This window comes from Paenarthrobacter sp. YJN-5, assembly GCF_015040095.1.
GTDB classification, from domain to species: domain Bacteria; phylum Actinomycetota; class Actinomycetes; order Actinomycetales; family Micrococcaceae; genus Arthrobacter; species Arthrobacter ureafaciens.
Genome location: NZ_CP053544.1, coordinates 3570174 through 3591270, shown reverse-complemented (window position 1 = coordinate 3591270; position 21097 = coordinate 3570174). Strand labels below are relative to the sequence as shown.

Sequence of the window (21097 nt, the reverse complement as noted above, 5' to 3'; positions counted from 1 at the left end):
TGCAGCTAGGGGTGCCGGTCACCGGCTGGCTCCACATCGATGATCCTGTGGATGGACAGTACCCGTTCGGTGTCCTTCGCGGGATCGAAAACCCGCACCCGGCCACCCGATACGGAGACTGGAACAACGGTTTCCGTATTTGAATTCCCCAGGCTGTCCACCACGTTCATAGTGACTGCCTGCTTCATCCGGATTGCTTTCTGCAGGGTCTCCAGGCCCAGCTGGGTTGATGCCTCGCCCGTCCCGTCACCCGGGACGCTGCGGTGCTGCCGCAGAATCGCCAGTTGAGCCTCGACGTCGTCGTCCGGCGGAGCCGTCCGCGGCGCTGTATAAACCGGTCGGGCGCTGCCGGATACGGCGGTGGTCCGCTTCAGGCGTACGACGGCGGGTTCGGCGTCCTGCACGGCAGGTGAGAGTCCCAGCTCGCGCAACACCCGGGCGGTTTCCCGCGGGCTGGCCGAGGAGGTCAGGACAGTCGGGGCGAGGCGTACCAGGCTCAGGGCCGACGTCCGGGCTTCCAGCAACAGTTCGGAGATGGCCGATTCGTCGTCGCTCTGGATGAAGCTCGCGCTCGAACTGATCCGCAACCGGCCGTGCCGGGACGCGGTGTCCTGGATGAGGTAGGAAAGCGGCTGGGGCACCTCGGTGGCCGAGTGCTCCCGAAGGAACGCCAGCAGCGATTCCGCATCCTCTCCGGCGTCGAGCGCCCTCCGGATGGAGGAGGCAGAGAAACGGTAGATCGACGCCGGTCCTTGCCCTTCGGCGTCGGACATCAGGAGCAGCCTCTCACTGAGCTCAGGCGCCAAATATCCGGGAGCCACGGCGGTCAGGTCCGCCTGCAACAGGATGTGGTTCACCGCAGCGGGCAAGTGTTCGCCAAGGATGGTCATGGCATGTTCGGGGCGGCCCGCCGCGATGGCCGAACCGAGCTGCGTGAACGCCCCCGAACCCATGAGGCCCAGGAGAGTGGCTTCCTCGAGGATGCCGCGCACCAGGGAACTGAACCGCCGGGCCATCCGGGGCTGCGCCCATTCCGCGCGTTGGAGGACCGCACGGGCGTCGAGCACCGGCGCCTTTCCATCCGGCGCTGCCGCCTCGGCGGTGAGTTCGTCCAGGATCTCCAGAAGCCTGCGCCGGACAATAGGGGCATCGGGACGCTGGGCTTCGGCGGACAATGCGTTGATGGTGCTGCCGGCCGCGCCGTGGTGGGAGCCCCCGGTGTTTCCTGCGATGGGCTGGCCCACCATGGACGGGGCGCGTTCGCTGGCGAGCCACGCATTCACCAACCACAACCACTGCTCCTGGCGTGGCAGGCCCGGCCATTCGAGCGCCGGGGACTGCACCCAGGTGGAGCTGTCCACATCCAGGCGCAACAGCCCGGACAGGGCGCACAACTCAAGCAGGACAGCCGTTTGGTGCACCCCGCACCGGATCGACTCGGCAAGCCGGCGCAGCTCGCGCACGCCCACGCCGCCGCTTCGAAGAGTGGCCAACGGTTGCTCCCGCACGACGAACAGCAGTTCATTGCACAGCCTGAGCGTCTCCGCGATGGCACCCATGGCCGCGTTGCGCCGCAGGGCGCCACTGGTGTGCCCCAGTTCCGGCACAGGAGGGGTCAGGCTGAAGTCGTTCACAATGACGCCGCCACGCAGGGCGATGCCAACGCTGTGCGGCAGCTCAACGTGCCCGGCATCGAGGGGGACCAGCAGTCCGCGGGCCAGCAGCCAGTCGATCGGTCCGACGTCGGCACTTTCGTGCGTCACCGAAGCCCGCCTTTGCGCCTGGGGTAGGGCGCCCATGGCCCAGCTGCCGAACTTGTCCAGCAGGGCAGTGGTCCTCTCCGGAGCAGTGGCGAGGATGGCCCGGACGCCTTCCGGCGTGGCAGTCCATTTCTGCAGGGACAGCGCAGCATCCATCGGGGTGCTGGCCGGATGGATATCAATGCCGCTGTGGTGCAGTTCGGACACAAGCTGGACCACGCGCTGGGCAAAGGCCGGCTGCAGCCTGACAAGTTCCGTGTAGCTGCGGCCCAAGCCCGCGGGGTAGATGCCGATGACATCCTTGAGGCTGCCCACGGGCAAATAGAAACGCTGCCTGGAGCCTGCCGGCATGTGGGCAGATGCCGGTGGTTCCGCCCGATGGACCAGTGCCAGGTCCTGCAGCTTCGCGAGGATCGGTTCCAGCGCGGACAAGGTTGACCCTGCAATGACCTTCTTCAGGCCGGCAGCGGAGGCACTGTGTCCGGTATCTGTGTTGGTACACAGATGGAGCGTTTCGAGGACCTGCATTTCCGGCTTGGTGAGCCGCTCCAGGGCCCGCTGGACGCTGACCCGGGCGCTGGCCCTGGCCGCGAGTGCCGCAAAGTCCGGCGCCATGGGGGAGATGAGGTCCGGCCGCGCCGCAAACAAAGCCCGCAGCGAGGCATCGCTGCGCGCCTCGAGTTCCTTGCTGAGCGCTCGAATCAGGGACATCAGTTCAACGTTACCGCCAGCGGCACGCAGATGCCTGTCCCGCCGCAGCGGCTATTGGCGCCGGCGCTGGCGGGCTGCGTCCACCACCAGGAAAACGGCCATGATGAAGGCTATCGGCAGTCCGTAGAGTGCAGTCGAGGTAACCCATACGGGTGCGGCCCCGCCGTTGAAGGCAATGGCCATGACCGCTGCCACGGCAGCCAGCGAAACAAAGGCGACGACGGCGGCAGCAACAGTCAGGGGGCGGCGGTAACCCGGGGAAGTCATGCTCCAAAGGTATCCGGTTGCCGTGGGCTTCCGCTAAGCGCGAAGCGCCAAAGCGGGAATAGGGGGCCGGGCAGGATAACCTTGAAGGAGCAGACCCACACGGACCGGGCTGTCGCCCCTGATCCCGCAGGACCCTGTGGATGCGGCGCCGGCCTGACGTGTTTCCCACGCAAGAACGAAGAAGGTTGATTACGTGCCCACCGGCAAGGTCAAGTGGTATGACAAGGACAAAGGCTTCGGATTCCTCGCGGCCGAAGACGGCCAGGAAGTATTCCTGCCCAAGACGGCCCTGCCCGCGGGCGTAACCGAGCTTAAGGCAGGAACGCGGGTGGAGTTCGGCGTTGCCGACGGTCGCCGCGGGGCGCAGGCGTTGGGCCTGCGTATCCTGGACAAGACCCCCTCCATCGCCAAGGCCAAGCGTATGAACGCACGGGACCTCGCGCCGCTCGTCCAGGACCTGGTCACTGTGCTGGACAACCTCTCCGGCACGTTGTCCTCCGGAAAGTACCCGGAAGGCAATAAGGCGAAGGCAATCGGTACGGCACTGCGCAAGGTTGCCGACGAGCTGGAAGCCTAAGGAACAGCCATGACTTCCGAATCCGCACAGGATACGCAGGCCGCCGGGAACGCATCCAATGCTGCCTCCGCTGCCGAGGCTCCTGCCAACGGGGAGACCCCTGCGGGCGGGGCCGGCCCGGCAGCCAGGGAAGTCCCCGCGCGGAAGGGTGCTGCGCCGAAACCCCGCGCCGGAGTTCCGGTGTGGCGCACCGGTAAGCCGGACGCGTTCCTGGCTGCCGCCGTCGACGTGGCGCGGACAGCCGTGGAGGGTATCGCGAAGCCCGGCGAGGTAGGCGCCCACATCGGGGCCAAATCGGAGGGCGACCGCGTTGTCACCCACCTGTTCGAATCCAAGCTGCCCGGCTATGGCGGGTGGCAGTGGTACGCGGTGGTCACCCGGAACTCGCGTTCCAAGATTGTGACCGTGAGCGAGCTGGGATTGCTGCCCTCGGAGGACTCCATCCTCGCGCCCGAGTGGGTCCCGTGGGCCAAGCGGGTCCGGCCGGAAGACGAGACGCCGTTGGTCGAGGAGACCGCCGGAGAAGTTCCGGAAGAAGCCGTGCAGGCGGAAGAAGCTGAAGCCGAGGCTTCCAGGAATGAACCGGCCGAAGACGCGGACGATGCCGACGCGGACGCCGAGGACGCCGTGCGGGAGCCTGCAGACTCCCCGGAAGCCTGATCCACCAAGACTTTAAAAATAATCGGCGCCTGCCGGGAGCTTCTCCCGGCAGGCGCCGATTGTTTGTGGGGGCTACTTCTTCAGCTCGCCCACCACGTAGTCAATGCTGGCGAGCAGGGCGGAGACGTCGTCCGGTTCGATCGCAACGAACGTCGCGATCCGCAGCTGGTTGCGGCCCAGCTTGCGGTAGGGCTCGGTGTCAACCACGCCGTTGGCGCGCAGCACCTTGGCGATGGCTGCGGCATCGATCGAATCGTCGAAGTCGATGGTGGCAATGACGTTGGAACGCTCTTCGGGGTTGGCAACAAACGGAGTCGCGAATTCGGAGGACTCTGCCCACGAGTAGACGCGGCTGGCGGAATCCGCCGTGCGCTTGCTGGCGAAGTCAAGGCCGCCGTTGCTGTTGAGCCACTGGACCTGCGCATCCAGGGTTACCAGCGTGGAAAGCGAAGGCGTGTTGTATGTCTGGTTCAGCTTCGAGTTATCGATGGCGGTCTGGACGTCAAGGAAGTCAGGAATCCAGCGTCCGCTTGCCTTGATGCGGGCAGCGCGTTCAAGCGCCGCGGGGGAGAAGAGGCCGAGCCACAGGCCGCCGTCGGACGCGAAGTTCTTCTGCGGGGCGAAGTAGTAGACGTCGGACTCAGCCACATCCACGTCGAGGCCACCAGCCGCGGAAGTAGCGTCCACCAGCACCAGGGAACCCTCATCGGCGCCGGCAACGCGCTTGACCGGCGCAGCCACACCGGTGGACGTCTCGTTCTGCGGCCACGCATATACGTCCACGCCGGCTTCCGCAGCGGGAGCGGGGCGGGTCCCGGGCTCGGACTTGATGATGGAGGACTCGTCCAGGAACGGAGCCCTGTTGGTGGCGGCTGCAAACTTGGAGCCAAACTCGCCGAAGGACAGGTGCTGTGCCTTCTTTTCCACGAGGCCGAAGGCCGCGACATCCCAGAACGCCGTTGAGCCACCGACGCCGAGGACTACCTCGTACCCTTCAGGAGCACGGAAGAACTGGCTGAGGCCCTCACGAACGGAGCCTACGAGGTTCTTGACCGGGGCCTGGCGGTGGGAGGTGCCAAGGATGGTCTTCGATGCAGCGGACAGGGCTTCGATCTGCTCCGGGCGGACCTTGGACGGTCCGGCGCCGAACCTTCCGTCCTTGGGCAGCAGGTCGGCGGGAATGGTGATGCTGGTGTCGCTCACGCGTGGCTCCAATGTGTATCGGTCAAAGACGGGGAGGTGGCAGGTGGCATCAACTGCCCCTTCGACACCCCCAATTCTGCCTGAACAGGCGCGGGTGCGCGTACCCGGTGGTGTCATAGTCCGCCACGTGGAACGTGGTTGCGCGCGTTCCCGTCGTCAAGGGGGTGGAGGCAAGGTACCCGGAACCTTTGTGACCCTTTGAAAATTATCAAGAGTAATTCCAAATAAGCTAGGCTTGAGTACGCGTTCACAGGGTGGCGCAGGGGGACGTGCAGCCTCTACGGACGCGGTACGGTGGACATTACGCAAGAACTGCGTTCGAGGAGAGCTGAGCTGGATGACGGATCTGATCGATACCACTGAGATGTATCTTCGGACCATTTTGGAACTTGAAGAAGAAAACATCGTGGCTCTCCGCGCCCGCATCGCTGAGCGGTTGCGCCACTCCGGTCCTACGGTCTCCCAGACGATCGGACGCATGGAGCGCGACGGCCTGGTGGTGGTGTCCAATGACCGGCACCTGGAGCTCACGGAAGTCGGCCGCAAGCGCGCCACGGAGGTGATGCGCAAGCACCGCTTGGCTGAACGCCTCCTTGCCGACGTCATTGGCCTCGACTGGGCGTACGTCCATGACGAAGCGTGCCGCTGGGAGCACGTGATGAGCGAACGCGTGGAACGCAGGCTGTATGAACTGCTGGAGCATCCCACGCAATCCCCGTACGGGAACCCGATTCCCGGCCTGGAGGCCCTGGGCGGCCTCGCTGTCCAAGCTCCCTTCCGCCCGGACGTCAACCTCCTGCAGGCAATGGATGGTTACGCTGCGGACTCCCGCGTTGTGGTGAGCCGGCTCGCCGAGCCCATCCAGGTTGAGCCCGAACTCCTGACCCAGCTGGACGAGGGCGGCATCCGTCCGGGTGCGGCCGTTTCCCTGGAACGCGTGGGGGACTACATCTCCGTCCGGGTGCCGGGGATTGAAGGGGCCCTCGAGCTGCCGCCGGAAGTAGCTGCCCACGTATTCGTAGCAGTCGGCTAGCAAGCGAAAGCCGGCCGGCTGCAGGCGCTCACTCCATGTGGGCGCCTTTGCCTTGCCAGGGGCGTGGTTGATCTCACGTTGCACCGCCGCGCGGCGGTGTGACCTGCGGTTTCCGCGGATAGGTGATAAGGGGAGCAGTCAAAAGACGACCGCCCTGTAGATAACGAATTTATTACCGCGGGCCTTAATCCCCTATAGTTATCTACTAGCGCCGATATCAAAGCGTTACCTGATCTGGAGCCGAGCTCTGCCAGCAGATCAGGGGTGTTAAACATCTACTGGCAGAGGCGGGGGAACCACAATCGGCTGCCTAGAGAAGCAGCCTTGGGGTGAAGTCCGCAGCAGCAGTGCCTTACTTACGCAATTCCCTCCTGGGATACCTGTGTGCCGTGAGCGCTGCGTGCGGGCCGGGTCTTTGCACTCTCTGATCCGAATCCGACAGCTAACTTCGCAGGCTTTTGAGAGAGGAACAGAGTTTGACTTCGCAGAACGTCAGGGGCCGTCGACGCGCTACCGGCCCCGCTACTGAGCTGCGGCCAGCCCGCGTAGTATCGGAGATCCGGCCCCGCGACACCCAGCGTCAGGTGCGCCGCCGTAAGAGCCCGATGCGCCAGGTGGCCGATTTCGCAGCAGCCAGTGGTGTAGGGCAGAAGGCCGGCGTAGCACTCGCTGCTACCGGTCTTGCGCTCACTGTCGGCCTGCCTGCAACGAGTCCCGTCATGGCCACGTCCGAGTCCGGGCAGACTGAGGCCGCACTGGCTGTGGGCGGCGGGAGCCAGCCCGAGGTCTCCGCGGAAGCGTCCGCCAAGATCGACTTCAGCCGCGCCGCGGTGGCAACCAAGGCGGATCCCGACGGCAAGCTCAAGCAGTTGCTGAGCGCCCAGTCCGTAGGAAGCATCCAGGCCAGCTCCTCCAAGGGCACCATGGCCAGCCCCTTGGATACCCTCAGCACTGCATCACCGTTCGGCTACCGCATCAGCCCGCTGACAGGCGGCAGCGGCGATTTCCACCGCGGCCAGGACTTCGTGGCCCAGTGCGGCACGGCAGTCCACGCTGCTGCGGCAGGCAAGGTCACCTTTGCGGGTTGGCATGAATACGGTGGAGGCAACCGCGTGGTAGTGGACCATGGCAACGGCCTGGAAACCACCTACAACCACTTGTCGTCATTCAACGTCAAGGTCGGCGACACCGTGAATCGCGGAGATACCGTTGCCTTGAGCGGCACCACGGGCGCTTCCACCGGCTGCCACCTCCACTTCGAAGTCCAGGTCAACGGCGAAGTCGTCGACCCCATGGGCTGGCTCTAACCCGAGTTGATGGTCGTCTCTCGCATTCTTGACACGCCCCGTGATCTGAATGTGACATTTGCGTTCAACTGTTGTACCGTACAAAGCGCATCGGCTTTTTAGGGGGCCGATGCACTTGGGTGGATTGCCTAGCTCTGCCACCACTCAAGGTCCGTTCGCATAATTCGTCTGGCAGGGGCGGGGGAACCAATTTTGGTCTTCGAAAGAGGGCCTTGGGGTTAAGTCACAAACGCTTCCAACGGCGTGTGGCCGGATGACTCCCATCCGAATCCGACAGCTCACCTCGCAGGCATTGGGAGAGGCTACCTTCGTGTCATCACGCACTACTTCTGCGCGCCACCGCGCCCAGACGGTTACCCCGTTGAACACTCTTTCCAAGGCTGTTTCAGCGAATGCCGGAACCGTCGGCCGCCAGGCCGCAGTCCTTGCAGCAGCATCGGGCCTGGTCCTCAGCGTCGGCCTTCCTGCCCAGGCAGCGGATACTGACGTTTCCAAGGCTGAGTCCAGCGCACAGCAGCTGGTGACCACCGCCGTCGTCACGGCGGAACCAACCGCCACTGTTTCCTTTGAGAGCCCCGTTGTGGTTACCAAGGAAGCCCCCAAGATCCAGCGCGCTTCCCAGACCACGCAGCGCTCCCAGGCCAACGGCAACCAGAATGCCGGCCAGGGCGAGGCCGCAGTCACCGCCAAGTCCGCCGGCTCCAAGGATTCCGCAGCCAGCGCCGCGGCTTCGGGCCTCGCAGCAATCGCGTACACCGGCATCGGCCACCCGTACGTCTGGGGCGGCACCACCCCCAACGGTTGGGACTGCTCCGGCTTCACCCAGTGGGTTTACGCACAGGCCGGCATCAGCATTCCCCGCGTCAATGCATGGACCGCCATGAAGCCCACCAGCACTCCCGCTCCCGGCGACCTCGTCATGCAGAACGGCGGTGCCCACGTTGGTATTTACGTCGGCAACGGCATGATGGTCAGTGCCCTGAACCCCAGCCAGGGCACGCTGCTTCACTCGGTAGCTTCTACCGGAACCTCCTCCTTCTTCACCCTGCGCTAAGAACCGTCCAGGTAAGCCAGCGCGCCCCCAGGTGCTGGCCTGCCCATGACCCGCGTGCTTCCCAGCGGCACGCGGAAACGAAAAGAGATCATCATGACCAGTGCAAACAAGGTTGCGCGGCACCGGGCCGAGGCTCCCAAGACCAGCTCACTTGCCGTGATTGCAAAGGCAGTTTCGGTGAACGCCGGTGGCGTCGGCCGCCAGGCAGCAGTGATCGCCGCGGCTTCGGGCTTGGTCCTGACCAGTGGCGTTGCTGCCAATGCGGCGGATACCAATGTGGATCGCGAGTCCACCTCAACCACCTCCCTGGACATCCAGTCCGTTGTGCAATCCACCATCGCCGCTGACTCCACCGTTGCCATCTCCTACGAGAGCCCGGTTGTCACCACGGTCGAGGCGCCCGCGCCCGTCGTGGAGAAAGCCCCGGCCAAGGCTGAAGCGAAGAGCACCGCACGGGAAGCCACTGTCTCAGCTTCCAACGCTGGTGGCGGCGCGACCGTGGCAGTCAGCAACGCCGCACCGGCAGCAAAGGCTCCGGCTGCTTCCAGTGGCCTCGGTGCGGCCATTGCCGCTGCAGCCTACGCCCAGCTCGGCGTGACCCAGGACTGCACCATGTTGGTTACCAACTCCCTCGCAGCCGTGGGTATCAACTTCCATGACTGGCCTGCGGGTTACCTTTCCCTTGGACGTACGGTCAGCGCAGCGGAAGCCCAGCCGGGCGACCTCGCTTACTACGCCAACGGTGGCCTGGCCGGACAGGCCCACATCGCCGTCTACGTCGGCAACGGCATGGCAGTGCATGGCGGATGGAACGGATCCACCACTGCTCTGTTCAGCGTCAACGTCGGCTCCGGTCCGGTCTTCATCCGGGTCAACGGCTGATCGAACTTTAAGGAAATACCCCGCAGGTTTCACCTGCGGGGTATTTCCGTCTTAAGGGTCAGGGCCGGGGCCTGTGGGCGACATCACAAGCTAATTCCACTGATAATTCGTTGATATGGCATATAGGTGCTTACTCTTATGGTGTCGATCCACAGCCCGTACATGCAGAGGGCAGCCGGCCCTCGTGCCCCTGGCGGGTGCGGCCGTTAAGAGGTACGTGCATGCGCACACTCGTTCTGAATGCTGGATATGAACCGCTGGCGGTAGTTACCTTCCGCCGGGCGCTGGTCCTTGTGCTCACCGGAAAAGCAAGCGTAGTGGCCGAAGGCGGCGAACCTGTCGTCGGGCCGCAGGAGATTCTGGGACGCCCGTCCGTGATCCTCCTCAATCGCTACATCCGGCCGCGGTACAACAGGATTACGGCCGTCAGCCGGCGCGGAGTTCTCCGCCGCGACGGCCACCGCTGCGCCTACTGCGGTAAGACAGCCCACACCATAGACCACGTCCACCCCAAATCCAGGGGCGGCGCGGATTCCTGGGAAAACCTGGTTGCGGCGTGCCTGAAATGCAATAACGCCAAGAGCGACCACACGCCGGCAGAGATGGGTTGGAAACTCCGTTTCACACCCGGCGTTCCCTCCGGAACCATGTGGCAGATCAAAGAACTCGAGAAGCCTGCGCCGGACTGGGATCCGTTCCTCTTGCCGGAATCCGCTGCCTGATTGATGTGCGTCCGCCTTATGCGGCACCGGCAATCCTGTGCGGCACCGGTAATCTGGGCGGATGGAGTTCAACGCAGTGATCTTGGCGGGTGGCAGGGCCACCCGCCTTGGCGGTGTGCCCAAACCTTCGCTGACCTACGACGGCGCCACCCTGCTTTCGCATGCCCTGGACGCAGCCCGGGGTGCTGTGGCAACCGTGGTGGTTGGCCCCGATCCCGGCACCTTGCCGCCCGGCGTGCTGACTGCACGGGAGGAACCTGTGTTCGCCGGTCCTGCTGCGGCGATTGCCGTAGGCCTGGCTGCCCTGGCGGATCGAGGGGCCGCCCCTTGGACCCTGGTCCTCGCGTGCGACATGCCGCATGCCTCCCGCGGTGTGCAAGCGTTGTTGGCTGCGCTGATTGCCACGCCGGAGACCGAGGGCGCCATGGCCGTGTCCCCGGACGGGCGCAAGCAGCCGTTGCTGGGGATCTACAGCACACAGGCCATGGAAAGGGAAGTGGCCCTGGCATCGGGCGAGGGAGGGTTAACGAACTCTTCAGTGTTCCGCCTGCTTGCTAGGCTGAAGGTGATGGCGGTGCCTGTTCCCAGTGGTTCCACGGATGACGTGGACACGTGGGCAGACGCCGCGGTACTGGGCATAGACAAACAGCAGGAGGCGGACGTGAAGAGCCAGGAAGAGACTCTCGAGGAATGGTGCCGCATGCTGCTGCAGGCATTCGAACTTGAAGGCGTCGAGGTGGATGTCAACGAGGTCCTCGCCGTTGCCGGCGTTGCGGCGCATTCCGTAGTGCGTCCCGCTGCACCCCTGACCACGTTCATTGCCGGCTATGCGGCCGGAATGGCCCGGGGTATCGGGCAAGCCAACGACGACGCGGCCATGAGTGCTGCCCTCGGCTTGGCACGCCAAGTGGCTAAGCAATACCCGGAACCCGGGGCAGAATCGGAATGACCGCGGCCCCGGAACAGGGCCACCACGCGGCACATACCTGGCAGGAGGCCCGGCAGCGCGCCTTTGAGGTTGCTGCTCCCATCCCCGCGAGCCCCGTTCCCCTGAGGGCTGCGCTCGGCCGGACGCTTTCCTCGGATGTACTGGCTCTCCAGGACATGCCCCACTATGCCTCGTCCGCCATGGATGGGTGGGCTGTCAACGGCAGCGGACCCTGGATACTGAGCGAACCGGGGCAGCGCCTTGCCCCGTACCAAGCCAGCCCGATCGTTACCGGCGGACTCATTCCGCCCGGGGCCAAGGCAGTACTGCGCAGCGAGAGCGGCGTCATCACCACGGACGACGACGGCCTGCCGGTACTTGCGCTCGGCGGAGCCGCCAAACCCGGGGAGCCCCGCAACGGGCAGCACATCCGTAAAGCCGCGGAGGAAGCAGCCGAGGGCGAGGTCCTGATCAAGGCCGGGGTGGTCCTGAATCCCGCCCATCTGGCCCTGGCGGCCTTGGCCGGACTGGACGAGGTGGAGGTGCTTGGCAAGCCGCTGGTCCGTTTCCTCTTGACGGGTTCCGAAGTGGTGGATCAGGGCATGCCCGGCCCGGGCCAGGTCCGTGACACCTTCGGTCCGCAGCTTGGCGGGGTGGTTGAACTTCTTGGCGGCATAGCGGGGGAGCAGGTCAGGGTCGGCGACAGCTACGAAGATTGGCTTGCCGCCCTGCAGGACGTCGAACCGGACGTCCCCCAAGAAGCCGCGGGGTTGGCGGACGTGGACGCGGAGCCGCCGGCCGACGTCGTCATTACCACGGGCGGTACCGGCCGCTCCGGTACCGACCACTTCCGGAAAGCGATCGCAGAGCTCGGCGGAACGCTGCTGATCGACGGCATCGCCATGCGCCCGGGGCACCCCGCTGTTTTGGCGGAGCTTCCGGATGGACGGTTCGTCCTGGGCCTGCCTGGCAACCCGTTGGCCGCCATGATGGCACTGTTCACGGTGGGTGGACCACTGCTGGCCGCCTTGGGGCATGGCAGCATGCCGGACACAGGCGAGGTGCCCTCCGGTGCCATGATCGACGCCGACCCCGGGCGCACCCGGTTGATGCCGTTCAAACTGGTCTACGGCCTGGCCTCACCCGCCCAACATGCAGGGCCGGGAATGCTGCGGGGGCTCGCCAACGCAGATGGCGTCATGGTGGTGCCGCCGCATGGAGTCCAACTCGGCGAGCTGGTGCAGGCGTTCGCGCTCCCGTGGGGCAAGCCGCTGCCCGTGCCCAAGCCGCCGGAGGAAAAGCCGCGCAAGGCGCCTGCGCGAGGCCAGCGGAAGGGTCCCCAGGGACCGGTCGACTGGAGCGCGCTCGACGCTTGACGCCCGCGGGTGGAACCAAGTGGCCAGCGGGCAACAGGCTTGCCATGATGGACACATGAACCTGGAGAAGGGAGCCTGACCATGGGACGCGTCACCCAACGCCGCAAGATCCATAAGTTCGTCCTGGATGGCTCACCCCAAGCGCTGGAACACCCGGTCCGCTTCAAGGAAGACGTCCTCGCAGTGGAGGAGCCACTGGAGATCCGGCTGGGGGAGATGTCCTTCGCGGTGACCATGCGGACGCCGGGGGACGACTTCGACCTTGTTGCCGGCTTCCTTGTCTCCGAGGGCATCATCTCCGAACCCGGCCAGCTGGTCTCCGAGCGGTTCTGCGCGGGGGAGGACGAGGACGGAGTGCAGACCTTCAACGTGGTGGACGCCCAACTGCGCCCCAACGTCGAACGCCCCGCAACAGGCCGCAACGTGTACACCTCAAGCTCGTGCGGGATTTGTGGAACGGATTCGATAGAGGCCGTCCGCAAGTCTTCCCGGCACAGCCCCAAGGAGGACCCGCTCACGGTTCCCGTCCGCGTGCTCGCTGAACTCCCGGACAAGCTCCGCGAGGCACAGGCCGTTTTCTCCAAGACGGGAGGGGTGCATGCTGCCGGCCTCTTCAGGATCCACGACGACGGTACTTCCGAGCTGCTCTGCCTGCGCGAAGATGTGGGGCGGCATAACGCGGTGGACAAAGTTGTGGGATGGGCGTTGCGCTCGGGGCGGTTGCCCTTGACCGGGACGGTGCTGCAGGTTTCCGGAAGGGCGTCGTTCGAACTGGTCCAGAAGGCTGCAATGGCCGGGATTCCGGTGCTCTCCGCAGTCAGCGCACCCTCAAGCCTCGCCGCCGAACTCGCCGAGGAATCCGGCATCACCCTGGTGGGTTTCAGCCGGGGCCACAGCCTTAATGCCTACGCCGGGCGTTGGCGCATCCGGGAAGAGGACCTTGCCCCTTCCGTTGCCTAGCTGGAGCCGGTTTCAGTTGACTGACACTTGGCTATCAGCTGGGAACGACGTAGATTTTATCCATCGAATGGAATCATGGTTGCCCGCGCCGGCCCTCGCCACGAAGGCCCGGATGCCAGCCAACCACTCCTGCCGCCCGGCTGATTTTCTAAAGAGGTTTTAATTGCACGACGACCGCAGGATCACCGAACAACGTCTGGACAGGTTTGTGCGTGAGCGTCTGCTCCCGGCCATCTACGGCCGTTCGATCCCGCTTGAACTGAGCAGCTGGGAAGCCCCCGGCGAGCCCGTGCCCGCTGCGGAAGCCCTGCGTCAGGTCTTCACGCCCCAAGAGCACGGTGCGGCATGGGGCAAGGCCTGGAGCACAAAGTGGCTGCGGCTGCAGGGGGAAGTTCCGGAGGCCTGGGGCTCGGCAGAGAACACGGCCGTGGAAATCATCGTGGATTTGGGCTTCAACAGCGACGTTCCCGGCTTCCAGTGCGAGGGCACCGCATGGCGCGCGGACGGAAGCATCATCAAGGCAATCTCGCCACGCAACTACCACGTCCCGTTGAAGCTGATTGGCAGCGGCCTGTCCGTGGATTTCTACGTTGAGGCCGCAGCGAATCCCGACGTCGCGCAGGGGTGGTCCTTCGCACCGACGCCCTTGGGGGACAAGGCGACGTCCGGAGATGAACCGCGGTACCGCTTGGGCCGCATAGCCATCGCGGAGCTGAACGAGACCGTCTGGGAGCTCAACCAGGACGTCTGGACACTGAGCGGGCTGATGCACGAGCTCCCCATGGAGATGCCCCGGCGCCACGAGATCCTGAGGGCGTTGGAACGGATGCTCGACGTCATGGATCCGGACGATGTGGCCGGAACAGCTGCTGCGGGGCGGGAAGCCTTGGCGGAGGTGTTGGCCCGGCCTGCCTACGCGTCAGCTCATGAGCTGCTTGCCACCGGGCACGCCCACATCGATTCCGCCTGGCTATGGCCTGTCCGCGAAACCATCCGCAAATGCGCGCGGACCTTCTCCAACGTCGTGGCGCTGATGGACGACAACCCGGACTTCGTCTTTTCCTGCTCATCGGCCCAGCAGATGGCGTGGATGAAGGAGTTCTATCCTGAGCTCTTCGTCCGCATCCGCGAAAAAGTACAGGCGGGCCAGTTCGTGCCCGTCGGCGGCATGTGGGTGGAATCGGATACCAACATGCCCGGCGGGGAAGCCATGGCGCGCCAGTTCGTGGAGGGCAAGAGCTTTTTCCTGCGGGAGTTTAACGTGGAATGCCAGGAGGCCTGGCTGCCGGATTCCTTCGGCTACTCCGGTGCGCTTCCGCAGATCGTCAAGTCTGCCGGTTCCCGCTGGTTCCTGACCCAGAAGATCTCCTGGAACAAAGTCAACCGGATGCCGCACCACACTTTTGCGTGGGAAGGAATCGACGGGACGCGGCTGTTCACGCACTTCCCCCCGGTGGACACTTACAACGCCGAACTCCATGCGAGGGAACTTGCCCACGCCGAACGCAATTTCCGGGAACACGGCCGGGCAACCATTTCCCTGGTGCCGTTCGGTTACGGCGACGGCGGAGGCGGACCCACCCGCGAAATGGTCGCGGCGGCGCGCCGCACTGCGGACCTGGAAGGTTCTCCCAAGGTCCGGCTGGGCACCGCCAAGGACTTCTTCGTCAAGGCCGAGGCCGAGTACCCGCAACTGCCGGTGTGGGTGGGCGAGATGTACCTTGAGATGCACCGGGGAACCTACACCAGCCAGGCCAAGACCAAGCAGGGCAACAGGCACAGCGAGCACCTCCTGCGCGAAGCGGAACTGTGGTGCACCACCGCGGCCGTCCGCCTGGGCGCGGCCTACGAGTATCCTGCCGGTGAACTCAAGAGGCTCTGGCAGCTTGTCCTCCTCCAGCAGTTCCATGACATCCTCCCCGGCAGCTCCATTGCCTGGGTCCACCAGGACGCCGAACGCAACTATCTGGCGATCGCCCGCGACCTCGAGGCAATCATCGTTCAAGCTGCCCAGGCCCTCCTCGGCCCGGGCGACACCGAGTTCCTGCTCAACGCGGCACCCCACAGGAGACTCGGAGTGCCGGCATTGGGCGCATCGGAGCCCGGCAGCTCGCGGACGGGCTCATTGGGCGGCGTTGTGCAGGCGAGCGAAGAGACGGGCGGATACGTCCTGGACAACGGCATCATCCGTGCCGTGCTTGACGATCGCGGGCTGCTGACTTCCCTGGTGGACCACGCCAGCGGCCGGGACGCCATCGCCCCAGGGCAGGCAGGAAACCTGCTGGAACTCTTCAGGGACACGCCCAACGAGTGGGACGCCTGGGACATTGAGGAGTTCTACCGGCGCAACGTCACGCCACTGACCGAAGCGGAAAGCATCGGCCTTGAGCGCACGGCTGCAGCCGCCGTCGTGGTGGTCAAGCGGACCGTTGGCGCCTCCACCATTACGCAGCGCCTCACGCTCGCCGCGGGGGCGGAGTCCTTGGGCATCAGCACGATTGTTGATTGGCAGGAGCGCGAGAAGATGCTCAAGATCGCCTTCCCGCTGGATGTGCGCGCGGACCAGTCCGCGTCGGAAACCCAGTTCGGACATGTCTTCCGGCCCACCCACACCAATACCTCCTGGGACGCTGCAAAGTTCGAGATTTGCGCGCACCGCTGGATCCACGTCGGCGAACCCGGCTATGGCGTTGCCGTCAGCAACGGGTCCAGCTACGGCCACGACGTCACCCGCGCAATCCGCGAAGACGGCGGGACCACGACGACGGTCCGCACCTCGCTGCTGCGCTCGGCCCGGTTCCCGGACCCTGAGGCGGACCGTGGCGAGCACGTGCTGGAGCTGTCCATCCGGCCCGGGGCGGACATCGCCGACGCGGTCGAAGAGGGTTACAGGACCAACCTCAAGCCACGCTTGATGCGGGGCGGGAACCCGGTTGAGCCGTTGGTATCGGTGTCCAACCCAGGCATTGTGGTGGAGGCCGTGAAGCTCGCCGAAGACGGCAGCGGAGACGTGGTTGTGCGCCTTTACGAATCCCTGGGCCAGAGGTCCACGGGAACAGTGACGGCGAACTTCCCGGCCCGGACGGTGGTGGCTACCGACCTGCTGGAGCGTACGGTGGAAACCGCGGGCGTGGCCTCCAGGAGTGCAGACGCGGGCGGTGCAGATCCGGGTACTGCCGTGGCCGGGCTCGTCCTTCGCCCGTTCCAGCTGGTGACCCTGCGCTTCGGCAAGTAGCCCGGGCTTCGGCAAGTAGGAGCGGCGCCTACTCCACCAGTTCGGCGTCGATGACGTCCTTCACCAGCTGCACGCGCAGGGGAATCACAGCTTCGTAGTACTTGACGTCCTCTGTGACGTTCTTGGTGAAGACCTCATCCACGAGGTCCGGCATGCCCTTGACCCCGTCAAGGTAGCGCTCCGCCGCGAAGTCGAACTCTGACCGGTTGGCGCGGATCTTGCTGTTGAGCTCCCGGGCGTCGTCGGCGATCTTCAGCACTTCGTCGGCGGGGGCGTTGCGGGCTTCGGCGTCGGCCAGTTTCTTCACGAAGTCGTCCTTGATCCGGACGAACTCTTCGTAGCTCTCCTCGGACTTCGCCGTCGCCTCGGCATGCTTCTCCAGGTCCGCCACCCTCTTGTCGAAGGTGCGGGCGAACTCCTCGTAGGCGACGTTCCCTGACTGCCTCAGTTCATTTGCCGCTTCCCGGCATGGGGCTGCCGCTTTAACCAGCAATTGCTGGCGCTCCCGGAGGTTGGCGGCCTTGTTACCGACAAACAAGCCGTTGCACCCTGCGGCATCATCAGCGCGGAAAAGGCCCTCGAAACGGGGATAGGACTCCACGAGGCCCTCCATGTAATCGAAGTAGCCCAGATGGGACTCTTCAAGCTGTTGCACCGCTGTGTTGACGGCTTCACTGGAGTCGAGCCCGGCCTTCACGGACTGCAACGACGTGCGTGCCGCCTCTGCGGCCTGCCGGAAGTCATCCAGCTCCTTTTTGCTGTCCTGCACGGCCTGGTCTCTGGAAGCCGGTGCGTTCCGTGCTTTCTTGTACGCCGCCAGGTATGCGTTAACGGCGGGCTGCAGTTTGTCGCGGGCCGCGGCCAGGTCATTGAGGCGTTGGTCCTTTACTTCCAGCAGGGTGTCCTTGCGCTGCTGGGCGGCGGATTGCGTCAAGGCCACGGCAGTCCCGGCGGCGGCCACGAGCAAGGCGATGACGAGGCCGATGATGAGGACGGCGCGATTCCGTTTCCGGGGGCCCGGCTTGGTGGTTTGTTCGGGAGCCGGCCCTGCGGGAGGGTACTGGTTGCTCATGACTGGTCCCCGTCTCCGGATGCTGCCTCAAACTGCTCCAGCCGGCTCTTCAAGACTTTCTCCAATTCCTGGTTGGCCGCGTTCGCATCAGCAACCACCTTGGTGGATTTCTCCTTCACTGCGGCCTCGTATTCGGTCCGTGCCTTGTTCAGGGGCTCGTTGATTCCCAACATGGCCGCAGCCGCCAGTGTTCGCTTGGCGATGCGCACCAGGTCCTCGTCGGCGTCAAGGACTTCCTGTTGCTTGTCCCGCTGGCCCTTGATGACGCCTTCAACGGCTGTCAGCAGCTTGTTGGTCTCTGCATCAGTGCCGTCTTTTGCCTCCGCAATGGCTTTCAAGCACGCATCGGCAACTTTGACGTATTCCGCAGAGTAGTTGTCGCTTTGCAGGTTCAGTTCGGTGTGGAGCGGCCCGCACGGCCCGCCCACCGACCGCGTAATGCTGGCGGTGTTGATGATGCGTTGGTCGTTGTAGGCAACCACCGCGCCATACTTCTCCTTGAACTTTCCAAAAGCGTCGGAAACGGCAGGGTCCTGCAGGGCGGGGGATTCAGCCATCCGGTCCAGCTTGGCCATGTTGGCCGCGGATTCCCGTTGGAGCAGGTCACCCTCGCGTTTGAGGACGGCGTCCTGCTCTTCCTGTGCATCTCCCTTGGAGACGTTGGTGTACCGCGCAGTGAATTCCTGAACCAAGGGATCATAAAGGTTCATGGAGTTGTCCACGATCGACCGTTCCTTGTCCAAACGGACTACATCGGCGCGCTGGACGCCCGCGGGGCGTGAAAAGTACCACCACGCCCCGATTCCCAGGGCCGCGGCGACCAAGGCCACGACCACAACGATGATGACGTTCCGCCGCCCTTTTGCGCGTGCCTGTTCGGTGCCACTACTCACAGCTTGGCTATCAGTCAAAGCTTGTTCCCCCAATTTTCATCCGCTCAATAGAGTCTAGACGTCGTGCTGCAGCCTCTTGACGAAAAGCTTGGTCCGTTCCTGGGTTGGTGAACTCAATACTTCGGCCGCCGGTCCGCGTTCAACCACCACTCCACCGTCCATGAAAATGACTTCGTCCGCCACATGCCGGGCGAAAGCCAGTTCGTGCGTGACGATCACCATGGTCCAGCCTTCTTCGGCGAGCTCCTTGATGACACCCAGGACGTCTCCCACCAGTTCGGGGTCCAAAGCGGACGTCGGCTCGTCGAAGAGCAACAACTGGGGCTTCAGCGCCAACGCCCGCACAATACCCACACGCTGCTGCTGGCCGCCGGAGAGCTCAAACGGGTAGGCATCACGCTTGTCGGCCAGGCCCACGCGTTCAAGGAGCCGTTCGGCCTCGGCAATTGCTTCGGTGCGGGGGCGCTTTTGGACTTGGACGGGGCCTTCAATGACGTTCTTCAACACGGTCATGTGCGGGAAGAGGTTGTAGTGCTGGAAGACCATCGCGCTGCGGTCCCGCAAGGCGGCGATTTCCTTCTTGCCCACCTTTTTGCCGAAATCGATGGAAAGGCCACCCTCGGATTCGGTGCCGCCAAAGGTGACCGTACCGGCGTCGGGCACTTCCAATCCGTTGAGCGAGCGCAACACGGTGGTCTTGCCGGAACCCGAGGGACCGATGAGGGCCACTACCTGGCCCCGGCGGATGTCGACGTCGATGTCGCGGAGCACGACGTTCATGCCGAACGCTTTGGCAAGGTTCCGGGCCTGGAGGACCGGCGCAGCTGCCGGGCCGGCCTGCGAAGGGACGTCAGTGGGCGACATAGCGGTCCAATCTCCTCTCCACGGCTGATTGCGCGGTGGAGAGGACCAGGCAAATGACCCAGTAAACCAGCGCGGCCTGCAGGTACAGGACCATGAACTCCTGGCTGAAGGCGGCGATCTGCTGGGCGTTGCGGAACAGTTCGGTGACCAGGATGAGGGAAGCGAGCGAAGTGTCCTTCACCAACGAGATGAAGGTGTTGGACAGCGGGGGAACTGACACCCTTGCCGCTTGGGGGAGGATGATGCGGAGCAAGGTCTGCCCGCCGGACATGCCGATGGTGTGCCCGGCCTCCCACTGTCCCTTGGGGACGGAAAGGATGGCTGCCCGGATAATCTCAGCCGCGTAGCCGCCGACGTTCAGGGAAAAGGCGATGACGGCGCTGGGCCAGGGATCAAGTTTCACGCCAATGCTGGGCAGGCCGTAGAAAATGACGAACAACTGGACCAGGAGCGGCGTGCCGCGGATCACCGAGACATAGAACCGGCCGATCCCGGACAGCAGCACGTTGGGGCTCAGCCGCATCAAGGCCACTACCAGCGCCAGGACCAGGCCGAAGGCGAAGGACAGCAACGTGAGCGGAATGGTTCCGGTCACTGCCCCCGTGACAATCGGCCCGAAGGAACTCCAGACGAGGTCCCAGTCCATCTATTTGGTGACGTCCGCGCCGAAGTACTTGTCCGAGATCTTCGCCAGGGTGCCGTCTGCCTGGAGGTCGGCGAGGGCCTTGTCCACCGCCTTCGTCAGCTCGGTTGAGCCCTTACGGAAGACGAACGCGCTCTCGGTCTTCTCCGGGGCCTCCGCAGCCACCTTCAAGCCGGAGTCGGGAGTGGTCTTGGCGTAGTCGAGGTACGTGAGCTTGTCATTGACGGTGGCGTCAACGCGTCCCTGCTGGACCAGGGTTGCTGCCTGGGCCCAGCCTTCCACTGACTGCACGTTGGCGCCGGCTTCCACTGCCATCTTGTAGAAGTTGCTGGTCAGCGACTGGGCGGTGGTTTTGCCCTTGAGGTCGGCGAAGCTGTTGATGTCCGACGTGTCCTGCTTGGTAACCACCACGCCGGTGGAAACGGTGTACGGCGTGGAGAACTCGTACTTGGCCTTGCGTTCGTCGTTGATGGAGATCTGGTTGGCGATGGTGTCAAAGCGCTTGGCATCAAGGCCGGCGAAGATGCCGTCGAACTGCGTCTCCTGGAACGTCGCCTTGACGCCGAGCTTCCCGGCAACAGCCTCGGCTATTTCGACGTCATAGCCGGTGAGTTCCCCGGCGCCGTCTGCATGGAAGCTGAAGGGGCGGTAGGTGCCTTCCGTGGCAATGACCAGTTCGCCCTTGGACGTTACATCCGACAAGGAGGTGTCCCCGCCGGACTGGGACTGGGATGATCCGCCGCCCCCACAGGCCGAGAGTGCAAGGGCAACAGAGGCCACAGTGGCTGCAAGGACAGAGCGACGGGTGCGAAGACTGGTCATGGAGTCATCTTAGCCACGAGGTCTGACGGCGACGGCCAAGTGGGCGCTTAAAAAGGCTGAGTGGGGGCGGTCCCCAACAGCCCGCCACCACTCATCCCCCCAATTGTGATCCTGTGGGCGCCACATCC

At 64.5% G+C, this 21097-nt stretch carries 19 protein-coding genes and 2 riboswitches; of the genes, 11 read left to right on the top strand and 8 right to left on the bottom strand.

What is annotated here, in order from left to right:
- Nucleotides 1-5: 5 nt before the first annotated feature.
- Entirely contained in the window at nt 6-2471 is a 2466-nt protein-coding gene (locus HMI59_RS16610; RefSeq protein WP_193591916.1) for a helicase-associated domain-containing protein, read from the bottom strand.
- 51 nt (nt 2472-2522) lie between these two features.
- Nucleotides 2523-2738: a hypothetical protein gene (locus tag HMI59_RS16605; RefSeq protein WP_021473661.1), complete on the bottom strand. Its 216-nt coding sequence runs from the start codon at nt 2736-2738 to the stop codon at nt 2523-2525.
- 193 nt (nt 2739-2931) lie between these two features.
- On the opposite strand from HMI59_RS16605, the gene HMI59_RS16600 reads away from it, so the two are divergent.
- Together HMI59_RS16600 and HMI59_RS16595 are read left to right on the top strand one after the other, a co-directional pair.
- Nucleotides 2932-3315 (top strand): cold-shock protein, encoded by a 384-nt coding sequence (locus HMI59_RS16600; protein WP_021473660.1) that lies wholly within the window; start codon nt 2932-2934, stop codon nt 3313-3315.
- 9 nt (nt 3316-3324) lie between these two features.
- Nucleotides 3325-3975 carry a DUF3027 domain-containing protein gene (locus tag HMI59_RS16595; protein WP_193591915.1) on the top strand — a complete coding sequence of 217 codons (651 nt, stop codon included), beginning with the start codon at nt 3325-3327 and terminating at the stop codon, nt 3973-3975.
- 72 nt (nt 3976-4047) lie between these two features.
- Here HMI59_RS16595 and serC read toward each other — a convergent pair whose 3' ends face one another.
- A complete protein-coding gene (gene serC / locus HMI59_RS16590) occupies nt 4048-5178 on the bottom strand; it encodes a phosphoserine transaminase (protein WP_193591914.1) in 1131 nt (376 codons plus the stop codon).
- A gap of 337 nt (nt 5179-5515) precedes the next feature.
- On the opposite strand from serC, the gene HMI59_RS16585 reads away from it, so the two are divergent.
- The 9 genes from HMI59_RS16585 to HMI59_RS16545 all read left to right on the top strand — a co-directional run bounded on the left by HMI59_RS16585 (nt 5516) and on the right by HMI59_RS16545 (nt 16675).
- Nucleotides 5516-6211, top strand: coding sequence for a metal-dependent transcriptional regulator (locus HMI59_RS16585; protein ID WP_021473657.1), 696 nt, complete (start codon nt 5516-5518; stop codon nt 6209-6211).
- 228 nt (nt 6212-6439) lie between these two features.
- Nucleotides 6440-6683: riboswitch (cyclic di-AMP (ydaO/yuaA leader) on the top strand.
- Nucleotides 6684-6687: 4 nt separating this feature from the next.
- A complete protein-coding gene (locus HMI59_RS16580) occupies nt 6688-7518 on the top strand; it encodes a M23 family metallopeptidase (RefSeq protein ID WP_031216905.1) in 831 nt (276 codons plus the stop codon).
- 139 nt (nt 7519-7657) lie between these two features.
- Nucleotides 7658-7824, top strand: a riboswitch (cyclic di-AMP (ydaO/yuaA leader).
- A gap of 4 nt (nt 7825-7828) precedes the next feature.
- Nucleotides 7829-8572, top strand: coding sequence for a C40 family peptidase (locus HMI59_RS16575; RefSeq protein ID WP_243542389.1), 744 nt, complete (start codon nt 7829-7831; stop codon nt 8570-8572).
- Nucleotides 8573-8665: 93 nt separating this feature from the next.
- Nucleotides 8666-9454, top strand: a complete 789-nt coding sequence (locus tag HMI59_RS16570) for an NlpC/P60 family protein (protein WP_193591912.1) — start codon at nt 8666-8668, stop codon at nt 9452-9454.
- 221 nt (nt 9455-9675) lie between these two features.
- Entirely contained in the window at nt 9676-10176 is a 501-nt protein-coding gene (locus HMI59_RS16565; protein ID WP_021473653.1) for an HNH endonuclease, read from the top strand.
- 61 nt (nt 10177-10237) lie between these two features.
- Entirely contained in the window at nt 10238-11125 is an 888-nt protein-coding gene (locus HMI59_RS16560) for an NTP transferase domain-containing protein (RefSeq protein WP_193591911.1), read from the top strand.
- Complete coding sequence (locus HMI59_RS16555; protein ID WP_193591910.1) at nt 11122-12480, top strand: molybdopterin-binding protein; 1359 nt, start codon at nt 11122-11124, stop codon at nt 12478-12480. The genes HMI59_RS16560 and HMI59_RS16555 overlap by 4 nt, the downstream gene beginning before the upstream one ends.
- 81 nt (nt 12481-12561) lie before the next feature.
- Nucleotides 12562-13440 (top strand): formate dehydrogenase accessory sulfurtransferase FdhD, encoded by an 879-nt coding sequence (gene fdhD / locus HMI59_RS16550; RefSeq protein ID WP_193591909.1) that lies wholly within the window; start codon nt 12562-12564, stop codon nt 13438-13440.
- Nucleotides 13441-13603: 163 nt separating this feature from the next.
- Nucleotides 13604-16675, top strand: a complete 3072-nt coding sequence (locus HMI59_RS16545) for a glycoside hydrolase family 38 C-terminal domain-containing protein (RefSeq protein WP_193591908.1) — start codon at nt 13604-13606, stop codon at nt 16673-16675.
- Between the two features lie 28 nt (nt 16676-16703).
- Here HMI59_RS16545 and HMI59_RS16540 read toward each other — a convergent pair whose 3' ends face one another.
- From HMI59_RS16540 to HMI59_RS16520, 5 genes are read right to left on the bottom strand one after another with little or no spacing between them, the layout of a single operon-like run.
- Nucleotides 16704-17747, bottom strand: a complete 1044-nt coding sequence (locus HMI59_RS16540; protein ID WP_227471425.1) for a hypothetical protein — start codon at nt 17745-17747, stop codon at nt 16704-16706.
- Nucleotides 17744-18658: a hypothetical protein gene (locus HMI59_RS16535; RefSeq protein ID WP_227471424.1), complete on the bottom strand. Its 915-nt coding sequence runs from the start codon at nt 18656-18658 to the stop codon at nt 17744-17746. The genes HMI59_RS16540 and HMI59_RS16535 overlap by 4 nt, the downstream gene beginning before the upstream one ends.
- Nucleotides 18659-18694: 36 nt before the next feature.
- Nucleotides 18695-19504 (bottom strand): amino acid ABC transporter ATP-binding protein, encoded by an 810-nt coding sequence (locus HMI59_RS16530; protein ID WP_193591907.1) that lies wholly within the window; start codon nt 19502-19504, stop codon nt 18695-18697.
- Complete coding sequence (locus HMI59_RS16525; protein ID WP_193591906.1) at nt 19491-20150, bottom strand: amino acid ABC transporter permease; 660 nt, start codon at nt 20148-20150, stop codon at nt 19491-19493. Before HMI59_RS16525 ends, HMI59_RS16530 begins: the two co-directional genes overlap by 14 nt.
- Nucleotides 20151-20969 carry an amino acid ABC transporter substrate-binding protein gene (locus tag HMI59_RS16520; protein WP_062095419.1) on the bottom strand — a complete coding sequence of 273 codons (819 nt, stop codon included), beginning with the start codon at nt 20967-20969 and terminating at the stop codon, nt 20151-20153.
- Nucleotides 20970-21097: the final 128 nt, after the last annotated feature.

Bases quoted from the DNA above. Each gene is read 5' to 3' on its own strand.
- HMI59_RS16610 (WP_193591916.1), bottom strand. From the start codon at position 2,471: ATGTCCCTGATTCGAGCGCTCAGCAAGGAACTCGAGGCGCGCAGCGAT.
- HMI59_RS16605 (WP_021473661.1), bottom strand. From the start codon at position 2,738: ATGACTTCCCCGGGTTACCGCCGCCCCCTGACTGTTGCTGCCGCCGTC.
- HMI59_RS16595 (WP_193591915.1), top strand. From the start codon at position 3,325: ATGACTTCCGAATCCGCACAGGATACGCAGGCCGCCGGGAACGCATCC.
- HMI59_RS16585 (WP_021473657.1), top strand. From the start codon at position 5,516: ATGACGGATCTGATCGATACCACTGAGATGTATCTTCGGACCATTTTG.
- HMI59_RS16570 (WP_193591912.1), top strand. From the start codon at position 8,666: ATGACCAGTGCAAACAAGGTTGCGCGGCACCGGGCCGAGGCTCCCAAG.
- HMI59_RS16565 (WP_021473653.1), top strand. From the start codon at position 9,676: ATGCGCACACTCGTTCTGAATGCTGGATATGAACCGCTGGCGGTAGTT.
- HMI59_RS16560 (WP_193591911.1), top strand. From the start codon at position 10,238: ATGGAGTTCAACGCAGTGATCTTGGCGGGTGGCAGGGCCACCCGCCTT.
- HMI59_RS16555 (WP_193591910.1), top strand. From the start codon at position 11,122: ATGACCGCGGCCCCGGAACAGGGCCACCACGCGGCACATACCTGGCAG.
- fdhD (WP_193591909.1), top strand. From the start codon at position 12,562: ATGGGACGCGTCACCCAACGCCGCAAGATCCATAAGTTCGTCCTGGAT.
- HMI59_RS16540 (WP_227471425.1), bottom strand. From the start codon at position 17,747: ATGAGCAACCAGTACCCTCCCGCAGGGCCGGCTCCCGAACAAACCACC.
- HMI59_RS16530 (WP_193591907.1), bottom strand. From the start codon at position 19,504: ATGTCGCCCACTGACGTCCCTTCGCAGGCCGGCCCGGCAGCTGCGCCG.
- HMI59_RS16525 (WP_193591906.1), bottom strand. From the start codon at position 20,150: ATGGACTGGGACCTCGTCTGGAGTTCCTTCGGGCCGATTGTCACGGGG.
- HMI59_RS16520 (WP_062095419.1), bottom strand. From the start codon at position 20,969: ATGACCAGTCTTCGCACCCGTCGCTCTGTCCTTGCAGCCACTGTGGCC.